Genomic DNA, 12,917 nt, shown 5'->3' with positions numbered 1-12,917 from the left:
TGCGTGTCCAGTGCGTTCAGCGGACCGTTGAGGCTCGCGCGGCCTTGTGTCCGCCCGAGTCGCGGCACGCGCAGCGTATAGCTGCCGTCGAGCTGGGTGGCGAACGGCGTGGCGAGCGCAAGCCGGCCGCTGGCACGCAGGCTGATTTCGGTGTTCGATGCCGTGAGACGGGTAACCCGGAGGGTCTGGCGGTCGAGGCTTGCGCGGCCGTGCAGATCGGCGATGAAATAGCCCTGCGAGCCGTAGGCGATGAAGACGTCGTGCAGCGCCAGCCGGTCGATGAGTACGGACATCGGTGCCTGGAACGGCGGCGGGGCCGTGGCCGGTGAGGCTTGCGGCGAGGTGGCCGGCGTTGTTTCGGGCAGCACCACCGCGATATGCGTCCCCTCGAGCGCCGTGATGCTCAGGCGCCCGCCCAGCAGGTCCAGCGGTCGCCAGCGCAGGGACAGCGTTCCGGCGTGTATGCCCAGATCCGCTTCCTGATAAGTCAGGCCGGTGATGTCCAGGCCGCCGAGCAGGGTGCCGCGTACGGCGGCGATCTGCAGATGCGGCGCCAGCACCCGTTCGGCACCGCGCACGATCAGCAGGCTGCCGAAGGGCGTGCCGGCCAGCACGCCCATCAGGGTGCCGATGACAATGAGCGCGCCCATGAACCAGAGCAACAGGCGTTTCAGGAAACGTGGCGCCGACGCCTTCACAGGAAGGCCCCCATGCTGATGTGCAGCCGCACGCCGCCGTCCGGTTCGTCTATGGGATGGGCGAGGTCGAAGCGAATGGGCCCGATGGGCGAGCGCCAGCGTACGCCCAGTCCCGCGCCGCGATAAAACGTCGCGGGCAGCGTGTCGAAGGCGTTGCCGATGTCGTAGAACACCGCCCAGTCGAAGTCACCGACCAGGTGGTGGTCGAATTCCAGGCTGGCGGTGGCGAGGTACTTGCCGCCGATGACGTTGCCGTTGGCGTCCTTGGGTCCCAGGCTCTGGTAGCCGTAGCCGCGCACCGACTGGTCGCCGCCGGCGAAAAAGCGCAGCGTCGCGGGCAGGCGCGTGATCGACGAAACATCGGTGGCGCCGAGGTTGATTCGGCCGAACATGACGCCGGTGATCAGCGGATACACGCCGCGCAACGCCAGCGTGCCCTGGCTGAAATCGACGCTGGAACCCACCGCCTCGCTGGCGGCGCCGACCTCGGCACGCGCCGCATCGGCCAGCCAGCCGCTGTCGAGCAGGCGGGTGCGGTGTACGCCGACTTCCCAGGTCCGCGAATGAGAGGTGTCGGTGACCTGGTCCTGATAGCCGACCGCATAGCGCAGCCAGTCCTTGAGGGGGTTCTCCAGCGGGATTTCGTAATTGGCGCCGGCCTGCAGGGCGAGTTCGGAAGCCTGCAGCTGGATGCCGTAGCGGTGGCCGCTCGCGGTGGCGCGGTGGTTGTGGAATTCCGCGCGTCCGCGCGGTCCCGTATCCGTCGAGTACCCCGCGCCGAACAGGATCTCGCGTGGCGGCCGCGGGGTGGCTGTAATCCGGATTGGCACCTGGCCGTTAGCGCGTTCCTTCACCTGCGGCTGCACCAGAACGTTGGAGAAATAGCCACTCGCGAGCAGGGCCTGCTGGGTGCTTTGCAGTTTGGCCTGATCGTAGGGATCGTTCGTTTTGTAGGTCAGGAAGCGGCGTGCCAGCCCGGGCTTGAGGGCGGTCTGCACGATGTCGGTAGCACCGAAGGCATAGCGCGGGCCGGTATCGAGCACCAGTTCCACCTCGGCGCTTTGTGCGGCCGGATCGACGCGAATACGGTGGGCGGTGAACCGCGCGTCGAAATAGCCGCGCTCGCGGGCGCGTTGCTCCAGACGGGTCTTGAGCTGCTCATAGACGCCCTGGTCGAGCGGTGCGCCGGGTTTCAGCTCCGATTTGGGCAACACGGCCTGCAAGGCGGGGTCGTTTTTACCCTGACCGGTCAGGCCCAGATCGACGCGGGCCAGTTTGACGACGGGGCCCGGCTCGATGGTCAGGACGAGTTGCCAGCAGTTCTCCGACCGGGTCAGGCGTGAGTCGATTTTTGCCTGGTAATGCCCGAGCGCTTCCAGGGCGTTGCGGGTGGTGTTGCGGGCGCGGGTGAGATAGGTCTGGGCCTCGACGGGGGTGGCCGCGCAGTCCAGGGTGAGTCCGCTCAGGTGCGCCTGTACGTTGGCAGCCAGCGGCCCTTCGATGCCCTGCACCCGGGGTGCAGCGGCATCGGCCGCCATGGCGAGAGCCGACACGCCGAGCAGCAGCGAGGCGATCAGCAGATGCAGGCAGTGGCGTGCACCACGGAAGAGGAACGCGCGGTCCATACCCTTATGCTAAGACTTTTGGGCTGTGCTTTTCCCCTATGTTGCGGCCTGTCGAGACGGTGCCCCGCCCCCGAAGAGGCGGGTGCCGGAATGCTCAGCGGAGGCGTTTTCTCCGCAGCAGGCCGAGTCCGGGCAGCAGCAGGCCGAACAACGCCCATGGACCCAGCGCGCCGCCACCGCCGCCGCCACCGCCGCTGATGGAAGATGAGGTCGCCGCAAGGCCGTTGTACTGGGCGACGAAGGCGTCGTCGCTAGAACTGGCGTTGGCCGCCTGCGCACCGCCGCTGGTGCCGGGGAAGTCCGTGGAAGCGGTGTAGCCCGCGACGTAGACCTGGCCGCTGCTACCCACTGCGAGGGCCTGGGCCTGATCGTCGCTCGACCCGCCCAGGTAGGTGGCCTGGGTGAGGGTCTGCAGATCGCCGCTCAGCTCGGCCACGAAGGCGTCGTTGGTAGAGCCGGTGCTGTCCGCGTTGGCCGCCTGCGCACCGCCGCTGGTGCCGGGGAAATCCGTGGAAGCGGTGTAGCCCGCGACGTACACCTGACCGCTGCCGCCCAGCGCCAGGGCCTGGGCCTGATCGTTGCCCGAACCGCCCAGGTAGGTGGCCTGGGTGAGGGTCTGCAGGTTGCCGCTCAAATCGGCGACGAAGGCGTCGTTGGTAGAGCCGGTGCTGTCCGCGTTGGCCGCCTGCGCACCGCCGCTGGTGCCGGGGAAGTCCGTGGAAACAGTGTAGCCCGCGACGTAGACCTGGCCGCTGCCGCCCAGCGCCAGGGCCTGGGCCTGGTCAGACCCCGTCCCGCCCAGGTAGGTGGACTGCTGGATCGTGGCGAGGTCGCTGCTCAGCTCGGCCACGAAGGCGTCGCCGTTGCTGCCACCGCCTGTGGTCGGTTGCGCGCCGCTGACACTGGGTGCGGTGCCGCTGTCGCAGGTGACCCCGGTATAGGTATTCGTGGAATCCGTGCAGGGGAAGTTTGGGGAAACAGTGTAGCCCGCGACGTAGACCTGGCCGCTGCCGCCCAGCGCCAGCGCATAACCGGCATCATTGCCCGACCCACCCAGGAAGGTGGCCTGGGTGAGGGTCTGCAGGTTGCCGTCCAGCTCGGCCACGAAGCCATCAGCGGTGCCACCGCCGTAGGTCGTCTGTGCGCCGCCAGAGGTGACGGGGAATTTCGTGGATAGGGTGGCGCCCGCCACGTAGACCTGGCCGCTGCTGCCCACCGCCAGGGCGTAGGCCCAATCGTAGTTCGGCCCGCCCAGGAAGGTGGCCTGGGTGAGGGTCTGCAGGTTGCCGCTCAACTCGGCCACGAAGGCGTCTGTGTTGCCGCTCAGGGTCGGCTGCGCGCCGCTGACACTGGGTGCGGTGCCGCTGTCGCAGGTGACCCCGGTATAGGTATTCGTGGAATCCGTGCAGGGGAAGTTCGCGGAATGGGTGTAGCCTGCCACGTAGACCTGACCGCTGCTGCCCAGCGCCAGGGCGCGGGCATCATCGTCGTTCAGCCCGCCCAGGTAGGTGGCCTGCTGGAGCTGGGTGAGGTCGCCGCTCAGCTCGGCCACGAAGGCGTCTGTGTTGCCGCCTGTGGCCGGTTGTGCGCCGCCGGTGGTGCCGGGGAAGTCCGCAGAAGTGGTGTCGCCCGCGACGTAGACCTGGCCGCTGCCGCCCAGCGTCAGAGCATAACCGTCATCATTGGCCGACCCGCCCAGGTAAGTGGCCTGCACCAGCGGGTCGATGACCACGGGCTGGCTCTTGTCATAAGCGCCGAGTTTGAAGCCGTAGCGGTTGTTGTTGAGCACATAGGCGACCTGCACGGGTTTGCGCTGGCCGTTGAGGGTTTGGTAAGCAACCGGCTTGCTCAGCGTCACCGGGCCGTTGCCGGTGTGGGCGATCAGGGCGCCGTTGTCGAGGCTGAGCGTGTCCGCGCCCCGGACCTGCATCGTTATCGTTTTGGCATCCGCGCCGGGCTGCACGGTGAAGATGCGCTCCACGGTGTTGCCGTGGGCATGGATGGCGTAGCCGATGCCCGGCCAGGGCTGGCCGATGTTCACCGCGGTGTAGGTCTTGAGGTGCGTCCGCCACTGCCTGGGATCGTTGCCCTGGAACACGGACACGTTGGTCGGTGACAGCCCTTCGCCCTGCGGGGTGAGCTTGGCTTTGGCCACCGGCATCTCGGTCAGCACCCAGCCGTGACCGTGTTTGGCGGGCCGGCCCTTGTCCGCTGTGCCCTCGGGTTTGCCCGGCAGGTTGAGTACCAGCTCACCACGATGCGTGACGAAGGCGGTGCCGGCAAAGGTACGGGCGTAGAAGGCGACCCGCTTGTCGATCTGGCCGGTGTTCTGGACGAACGGCAGGCTCAAGCTGGCGAGCTTTTGCTGCTGCGCGGGCGTGGTGTGCCTGGTGACGAGCTTGGCGTCCGGCGGCAGGGTGGTGGCCTGAGCACTGGTTGCGATGAAAGCGCAGATAAGCGCGGCAGCAGCGGCCGGTATAGCCAGGCGGGATCGATATGTCATTGGATGTATCCCCGGTGGTTTGTTGTTCGTTGGTAGGCATCCGCTTGCCGGTGCGTAAGCCGGATTCTTCGGGGAAGGCGGAGCCGGTGTATGTGTAATTTGTATAGGCCCGGAACCATAGGGTAATTGCGGGGGCAAGTTCAACCGTTTCTGCCGCTTTGTAATCTTGCTGAACGGAGGCTGGCGGCACTCGAGGCGTCGGTGATCGCGCTGGATGCGGTTGTCTGACTTGCGGGCAAAACCTCAGCCGGTCCGACGGCGGCGAACGGCGAGTGCCGGTATGCCTAGCAGCAGCAGGCCGAACAACGCCCACGGACCCAGCGCGCCACCACCGCCGCCGCCAGAACTGCTGCTGGTGCTGGTGGTGGTACTGGTGCTTGAGCTGCCAACGGCGAAGGTCGCGCTGACGGTGCAGTCGGCGCTGACCGCTCCGGTGGTGTAGAGGGTGCCCAACAGGCTGCCGCCGCAGCCGCTGACGCTGTCGATGTGGTAGCCGGTATCAGGGGTCACGCTGATGACCGCCTGGTTGCCCGTGATCACCACGGCCTTGATCGGCGAGACGCTGCCGCCGCTGCCGGCACTGGCGGTGATAACCGACTCGTTGGGCGATTGGCAGTTATTCACGTCGACCGCACCGGAAGCGGTGTTGCAGTTCAGGTATTCCGTCTTCACGAGCTTCGTCTGACAGGCGGCTTCACAGAAAACGAACGGATAGACCATCAGATTGTTGGGGTCGGTGCCGCCGGGGACGGCGACGGAACCGTAGAAGTTCTCAAAGGGGTTTACCGAACCCTGCCAGCTGACCGTGTATAACTTGTTGCCCACATCGTCCAGGACGATAAAGGTGAGCACGTGATCGTTGAATTGGTAGTAGTACTGAATGTGTAGAGGAAGACTTCCCAGGCTGCTCCAGCGCGATATACCCGTCACATCGTCGCCCGAGAGGCCGCTCCTGGAGCCCGAGATCGTTCCGGCGGCTTCATCCCATTTGACCTCGTTGGCCCCGTCGGTCAGGCCGAGTTCCATGGTTTGTGCGCTCGAGGTGTCCAGCGACTGAACGTTCAACTCCACAAAGGCCGTGCGTTGGGGGTTCGTGTATTCGTCATACAGGGGGGTGTCGACGACGGCCTGAACCGTACCAATGCCGCTCGACACCGTGTAGGTCTGTCCGTAGGGATAGGCCACGCCGTCGGGAAGCGTTCCGCTGGACGTGATCGTGCTCCATGAGTCGTCGCCGGTGTAGACAATCCATGAATTCAGGGGCGTATCGCCGTAGGTGTCCGAGAGGGTCCAGGTCGCGGAAGGCGGGTCGTTTGGAGGGAATCTCGTGTCTGTTATGGAAATGTAATGAAGGACGTCCGCCGACGCTGCCGTGGCGAGCAGCCAGAGAAGGGCTGTCGCAGACAGCAGGCGTGCGAATCTAGACATGGGATTTCTCCATCGTTAGCGCGGCAGCGGCCGGCACGGACCTGCGGCATCGATACGTCATCGTATCCCCGGCGGTTCGTTGTTGTGGGCATTTGCTGCCCTTGTTGAAGCCCGATTGCTTGGGATTTGACCAGATTAGTGTGTCAAATCCGCTATTTATAATTGATTGAAACCATAGGGTAATTCCGGGGGCAAGTTCAACCGCTTTCGCTGCCTAATAAATATTATTGTTGTTCTGGCGGGCGTGCCGGGACTTATCGGGATGATGTTCATCTATGTTGTAGGATGGTGTGCCATGTCCGTTTACACACCGCCGCCAATATGAGCGAACCCGCCATTCCACTGCCCGATCACCGCCTGCCCGAGAGCCTGCGCCAGGGTTTTTTGCATCACTGGGAGCGCTTCGAACAGGCCGTCGCGGAGGCGGGCATCGACCTGCCCGCGCTACCGGACTCGCTGCCGCTGGTCTGGGCGGTGAGCGATTTCGCGGCGCAGACCTGCACGCGGTATCCCGAGCTGCTGGCCGATCTGCTGGGCAGCGGCGATCTGCGTCGCACGTACGGCTGCGAGGATTTCCCGGCGCGCGCCAGGACGGCGCTGCGCGGGGTCGGGGACGAGGCGGGGCTGCTCGGTGCGCTGCGCCATTTCCGGCACCGCGAGATGCTGCGCATCGCCTGGCGCGATCTGGACGGGAGCGCGGATTTGCAGGAGACCCTGTGCGACCTGAGCCACCTGGCCGAGGCGTGCACCGATGCCGCGCTGGAGTGGTTGTATGCGGATCATTGCCGGCGTTACGGCACGCCGCGCAGCAAGTCGGGGGAGCCCCAGCAACTGGTCGTGCTCGGCATGGGCAAGCTGGGCGGCGAAGAGCTCAATTTTTCCTCCGACATCGATCTGATCTTCGGCTACCCCAGGCCGGGTTACACCGACGGGGTGCGTCAGCTCGACAACCAGCAGTTCTTTATCCGGCTCGGCCAGCGCCTGATCCGGGCGCTCAACGAACATACCGCCGACGGTTTCGTCTACCGGGTGGACATGCGTCTGCGCCCGTTCGGCGACCCCGGTCCGCTGGTCATGCACTTCGATGCGCTGGAGGATTATTACCAGGCGCACGGCCGGGAGTGGGAACGTTACGCCATGATCAAGGCGCGGGTGATCGCGGGCGACCGCGCCTCGGGGCGCGAGCTGCTCGACCGCCTGGGTCCGTTCGTCTACCGGCGTTATCTGGATTTCGGCGCCTTCGAATCGCTGCGCGAGATGAAGGTGCTGATCAACCGCGAAACCGAACGCAAGGGCCTGCGCGACAACGTCAAACTCGGCCCGGGCGGGATTCGCGAAGTGGAATTCATCGGTCAGGCTTTCCAGCTGATACGCGGCGGGCGCGAACGCGCCCTGCGCAAACGCGGTATCCAGCCGGTGTTGCAAGCCCTGGCCAGGCTCGAACTGGTGCCCGAGTACGCCGTGGAACAGCTGCTGACGGCCTACGCGTTCCTGCGTCGCACCGAAAACCGGCTGCAGATGGCGGGCGACCAGCAGACCCATGCCCTGCCGCAGGAGGAACAGGGACGGGCGGCGCTCGCCCTTTCCATGGGCTTCGACGACTGGGCTCAGTTCGCCAAGACGCTCAAGGGTCACATGCGGCGCGTGCACGAGAATTTCGATCAGATCTTCGTTTCCCCGCAGATGGAGGATGGCGGGGAAGACGGCGATCATCTCCACGGCCAGCTCGCGGACCTGTGGCGGCAGGGAATGCCGGAGGCGGAATCCGAAAAGCTGCTGGCCTCCATGGGCTATGAAGCGGCCGCCACCTTATATGAACGACTGCGCGCCCTGCGCGACAGCCGCGCCATCCAGTCGCTCACCCCGACCGGGCGGGAACGGCTGGACCGGCTGATGCCGCTGATGATCGGCGCGTCGGCGGAAACCGCGGCGCCGGATCTCGCCCTGCAGCGCGGTCTGGAACTGGTGCAGTCGGTGGCGCGGCGTTCGGTGTATCTGGCGCTGATGGTCGAGAATCCGATGGCGCTGTCGCAGCTGGTGCGGCTGTGCGCGGCCAGTCCCTGGATCGCGCGTCTGCTGACCCAGCACCCGATTCTGCTCGATGAGCTGCTGGACGCGCGCAGCCTGTACGAGCCGCCCAGCCGCGACGAACTGGTCGCGCTGCTGGAGGACGATCTGGTGCAGATCGATCCGGATGATCTGGAACAGGTCATGGACCGGCTGCGTCATTTCAAGCAGACTCAGGTGCTCAAGGTGGCCGCGGCGGACGTGATGCAGCGTCTGGCCCTGATGCGGATCAGCGATCAGCTCACCTGGATCGCCGAGGCAGTGCTCGACAAGGTGCGTGGCTACGTCTGGGACGCCCTGGCGCACAAGCACGGTGAACCCCGCTGCGAGATCGACGGCAAGCCCTATGCCCCGGGTTTCGCGGTGATCGGCTACGGCAAGCTGGGCGGGCTGGAGATCGGCTATGGCTCCGACCTGGATCTGGTGTTCCTGCACGACAGCGCCGGGGCGCGCCAGGAAACCGGTGGTCCGCAGACGGTCGACAACGCCGTGTTCTATGCCCGCCTGGCGCAGCGTTTCATCCATATGCTCACCGCCCACACCGCACAGGGCATTCTCTACGAGGTCGATACCCGGCTGCGGCCGGACGGCGGCAAGGGGCTGATGGTCAGCAGCCTGCAGGCCTTCGGGGAATACCAGAAACGCAACGCCTGGACGTGGGAGCATCAGGCCCTGGTGCGCGCCCGTTTCATCACCGGCAGCCGGGCCCTGGAGGAAGCGTTCACCCGTATTCGCCACGAGGTGCTCACCCAGGCGCGGGACCCCGAAAAGCTGCGCCGGGACGTGCGCGATATGCGCGAGCGCATGTGGCGCGAGCTGGGCAGCAGGCAGACGGGGCAATTCAACCTCAAGAAAGACCCGGGCGGTATCGCGGACATCGAATTTATGGTGCAATATATGGTTCTCGCCCATGCCCACGCGCATCCGGAGCTCACGGAGTTTTCCGATAACGTGCGCATTCTCGGCGGGCTGGCCCAGTGCGGGCTGATGACCCCGGATGACGCGCAGGCCCTGGCCGACGCCTATCGTGCCCTGCGCAACCGCACCCATGCCCTGGCCCTGCAGGAACACGAGACCGTGGTGGACGAGGCGGAATATGCCGATGATCGTGCCCTGGTGCGCGACTACTGGCGGCGCTGGATGGAAGCGCCGTAGCCGGTGCAGGGATGTGCCGCACGCGAATCAAACACGTATGTATTTGATTCGTCGGAGGCGGGGGCGGGTAAATACCGGGCTCGCCGTGCTCTGAGAATTTCAGGAAGAAATTATTCAGAGCGTCACTGACCGATCCTTACATAGTTAGGAGTTGAGCAAGATGTCGATGGCTGACCGAGATGGCCTGATCTGGCTGGACGGCGAAATGGTGCCCTGGCGTGAAGCCAAGGTGCACGTCCTCTCTCATACGCTGCATTACGGCATGGGCGTATTCGAAGGGGTACGCGCCTACGCAGCGGAGCAGGGTACGGCCGTTTTCCGTCTGTCCGATCACACCCATCGCCTGTTCAACTCCGCCAAGATCCTGGGCATGAAGATTCCCTACGATCAGGACACCCTCTCCCAGGCCCAGCTCGACGTGGTGCGTCAGAACAACCTGCAAAGCGCCTACATGCGTCCCATGTGCTTTTACGGTTCGGAGAGTATGGGGCTGCACGCCCATGGCCTGGAGGTGCACTGCATGGTGGCCGCCTGGGAATGGGGCGCCTATCTCGGCAAGGAGAACATGGAGCGCGGCATTCGCGTCAAGGTGTCCTCGTTCAGCCGACATCACGTCAACGTCACCATGTGCCGCGCCAAGTCCAATGGCAGCTATATGAACTCCATGCTCGCCGTGCAGGACGCCACCTCCTGCGGCTATGACGAGGCCCTGCTGCTGGACACCGAGGGCTACGTGGCCGAAGGCAGCGGTGAGAATGTGTTCATCGTGCACGACGGGACGCTTTACACGCCGGATCTGACCTCGGCGCTGGACGGCATCACCCGCCGCACCATCTTCACCCTGGCCGAGGAGGCCGGGCTGGACGTGGTGGAAAAACGTATCACCCGCGACGAGGTGTATGTGGCGGACGAGGCCTTTTTTACCGGCACGGCCGCCGAGGTGACGCCGATCCGCGAGGTGGACGGACGTCCGATCGGCGCCGGTACGCGCGGCCCGGTTACCGCCCGTCTGCAGGAAATGTATTTCGACGCCGTCCATGGGCGCGATCCGCGCCATCTGGACTGGCTCTCGCTGGTCAACGAGCCGCTGGCCAAGAGTGCGCAGGCCTGAGGCGCGCAGCATTCAAGCCGAGGAAACACCATGCCCAACCCGCACACCGCTGACCATCAGGATCAGTATCGAACTTCGAACGCGCAGGCACGGGTGGAGATCACCCGTGCCGACCTGCCGCTGCACTGCCCGCAGCCGGGGACCTCGCTGTGGAATTCCCATCCGCGCGTCTACATTCCGATCCAGGACGATCCCGACCATCAGATGATCTGTCCTTACTGCGGCACGCTGTACGTACTCAAGGACTGACTGACGCCGGTCCGTCCCGGGCCGGCCCGACTGCATGCCGGAACCCAACTCTGATTCTTCCTGCCTGATCGTCGGCCCCTCCTGGGTCGGCGACATGGTGCTCGCCCAGTCGCTGTTCATCACCCTGGCCCGCCGCCAGCCGGGTCTGGCCATCGACGTGCTGGCGCCGCGCTGGAGCGAACCGCTACTCGCGCGCATGCCGGAGGTGCGCAAGTCGATCATCCAGCCGCTGGGACACGGTCAGCTCAAGCTGGGCGTGCGGCGTGAACTCGGCCGCCTGCTGCGCGGTGAGCGCTACGGGCAGGTGATCGTGCTGCCCAATTCCTTCAAGTCGGCGCTGATTCCGTACTTCGCCCGCATTCCGCGCCGCACCGGGTATCGTGGCGAATTGCGCTACGGACTGCTCAACGACCGGCGCCTCCTGAACAAGACCGCGCTGCCGCAGACGGTGCAGCGCTTCGTGGCGCTGGGCCTGCCGGCGGACAGTGCGCTGCCGCCCGACTGTCCCCGGCCGTCGCTGCAGGTGGACGAATCGGCGCGCGACGCGGCGCTGCAGCGTCTGGAGCTGGATGTGGACCGCCCGGTCCTGGCGTTGTGCCCCGGTGCCGAATACGGCCCCGCCAAGCGCTGGCCGGCCGGGCATTTCGCCGCCGTCGCCCGCGACCGGCTGGCGGCCGGCTGGCGCGTGTGGGTATTCGGTTCCGGCAAGGATGCGGACATCGCCGCGCAGGTCTGCGCCCAGGCCGGCGAGGGTTGCGTAAACCTCGCCGGTCAGACCAGCCTGGGCGAAGCCATCGATCTGCTGTCGCTGGCCGCGGCCGTGGTCAGCAACGATTCCGGGCTGATGCACGTGGCCGCCGCCCTCGGACGGCCGCTGGTGGCCGTGTACGGTTCATCCGATCCCGGTTTTACCCCGCCGATGAGCGAGCGTGCCCGCATCGAACGTCTCGGGCTCAACTGCAGCCCCTGTTTCGAGCGCGAATGTCCGCTGGGCCACACCAACTGTCTCAACCAGCTGGCGCCGGAGCGAGTGCTCGCCAGTCTGCATGTCCTGACCGTCTGATGCGCGTCCTGCTCATCAAGATGTCCTCGCTCGGGGACGTCGTTCACGCCCTGGCCGCGGTGACGGATGCGCAACGGGCCTTGCCCGACGTGCGGTTCGACTGGGTGGTGGAGGAGGCCTTCAGCGAGGTGCCGGCCTGGCATCCGGCCGTGGATCAGGTCATCCCCATCGCGCAGCGCCGCTGGCGCCGTGACTGGGCCGGGTCGCGCGACGAGCGCCGGGCGTTCCGCAAACGGCTGCGCGCGCAACGTTACGACCTGGTGCTGGATGCGCAGGGGCTGATCAAAAGCGCGGTGGTTGCCCGTCTGGCGCGCGGCCCGCGGGCCGGACTGAACCGCCATTCGGCGCGCGAGCCGCTGGCGGCACTCGCCTACCGGCAGCGCATCGACGTCCCCAAGGGGCAGCATGCCGTGGTCCGGCTGCGCGCGTTGTTCGCCGCGGCGCTGGGTTATCCCGTACCGCAGACGCCGGTCGATTACGGCATTGCGCGGGATCGTCTGCCGGCGGTCGATACGGCTCGGCAGTCGCTGGTCTTTTTGCATGGCACCACCTGGCCGAGCAAGCAGTGGCCGGAAAGCTACTGGAAGACGCTGGCCGGGCAGGCCGCGTCCGCCGGGCTGGAAGTGCTGCTGCCCTGGGGCAGTGATGCCGAGCACGAGCGCGCCCGGCGCATCGCCGAAATCAGCGGGGCCCGGGTGCTGCCGCGCCTGGGTCTGTCCGAACTGGCCGCGACCATAGCCGCGGCCCGCGGCGTGGTCGGCGTCGACACCGGTCTTGCGCATCTGGCGGCGGCGTTGTCGGTGCCGGCGGTGATCCTGTACGGTGCCACCCGCCCCGCGCTCACCGGCACCTACGGCGAAAACCAGATCCATCTCAACGCCGACTTCCCCTGTTCACCCTGTCTGCGGCGCGAATGCCGCTACACCGCTGCGTCCAGCGTCAGGCCGGCCTGCTATGAGGCCATGACGCCGGAGCGGGTGTGGCGGGCCATGGCATCCCATCTCCGGATCGCATAAAT

The 12,917-nt window shown here is 66.0% G+C and carries 9 protein-coding genes; 5 read left to right on the top strand and 4 right to left on the bottom strand.

Annotation, left to right across the window (positions count from 1 at the left end; all coding sequences use genetic code 11):
• The 4 genes from P8Y64_07225 to P8Y64_07210 form a co-directional block, all read right to left on the bottom strand.
• The coding region (locus P8Y64_07225) for a hypothetical protein (protein MEJ2060264.1) at positions 1-698 on the bottom strand (698 nt) is incomplete at its 3' end.
• The gene (locus P8Y64_07220; protein ID MEJ2060263.1) at positions 695-2,323 is read right to left on the bottom strand and encodes an autotransporter assembly complex protein TamA; all 1,629 of its coding nucleotides are present in this window, start codon (positions 2,321-2,323) and stop codon (positions 695-697) included. The genes P8Y64_07225 and P8Y64_07220, both read right to left, overlap by 4 nt.
• 94 nt (positions 2,324-2,417) lie before the next feature.
• Positions 2,418-4,826 (bottom strand): hypothetical protein, encoded by a 2,409-nt coding sequence (locus P8Y64_07215; protein ID MEJ2060262.1) that lies wholly within the window; start codon positions 4,824-4,826, stop codon positions 2,418-2,420.
• 243 nt (positions 4,827-5,069) lie between these two features.
• Positions 5,070-6,254, bottom strand: coding sequence for a hypothetical protein (locus tag P8Y64_07210; GenBank protein ID MEJ2060261.1), 1,185 nt, complete (start codon positions 6,252-6,254; stop codon positions 5,070-5,072).
• 321 nt (positions 6,255-6,575) lie between these two features.
• Between P8Y64_07210 and glnE the strand changes: the two genes are divergently transcribed.
• From glnE to waaC, 5 genes are all read left to right on the top strand, one after another.
• Complete coding sequence (glnE, locus tag P8Y64_07205) at positions 6,576-9,476, top strand: bifunctional [glutamate--ammonia ligase]-adenylyl-L-tyrosine phosphorylase/[glutamate--ammonia-ligase] adenylyltransferase (GenBank protein MEJ2060260.1); 2,901 nt, start codon at positions 6,576-6,578, stop codon at positions 9,474-9,476.
• A gap of 160 nt (positions 9,477-9,636) precedes the next feature.
• Complete coding sequence (locus tag P8Y64_07200; protein ID MEJ2060259.1) at positions 9,637-10,587, top strand: branched-chain amino acid transaminase; 951 nt, start codon at positions 9,637-9,639, stop codon at positions 10,585-10,587.
• A gap of 30 nt (positions 10,588-10,617) precedes the next feature.
• A complete protein-coding gene (locus P8Y64_07195; protein MEJ2060258.1) occupies positions 10,618-10,836 on the top strand; it encodes a zinc-finger domain-containing protein in 219 nt (72 codons plus the stop codon).
• Between the two features lie 34 nt (positions 10,837-10,870).
• Positions 10,871-11,899 (top strand): lipopolysaccharide heptosyltransferase II, encoded by a 1,029-nt coding sequence (gene waaF / locus P8Y64_07190; protein MEJ2060257.1) that lies wholly within the window; start codon positions 10,871-10,873, stop codon positions 11,897-11,899.
• Entirely contained in the window at positions 11,899-12,915 is a 1,017-nt protein-coding gene (gene waaC, locus P8Y64_07185; protein ID MEJ2060256.1) for a lipopolysaccharide heptosyltransferase I, read from the top strand. The genes waaF and waaC overlap by 1 nt, the downstream gene beginning before the upstream one ends.
• Positions 12,916-12,917 lie beyond the last annotated feature (2 nt).

The organism is Gammaproteobacteria bacterium, assembly GCA_037388465.1.
Taxonomy (GTDB): Bacteria; Pseudomonadota; Gammaproteobacteria; order SpSt-1174; family SpSt-1174; genus JARRKE01.
Note: the sequence above shows the minus strand (reverse complement) of the source record. Positions and strands in the feature narration are given on the sequence as shown.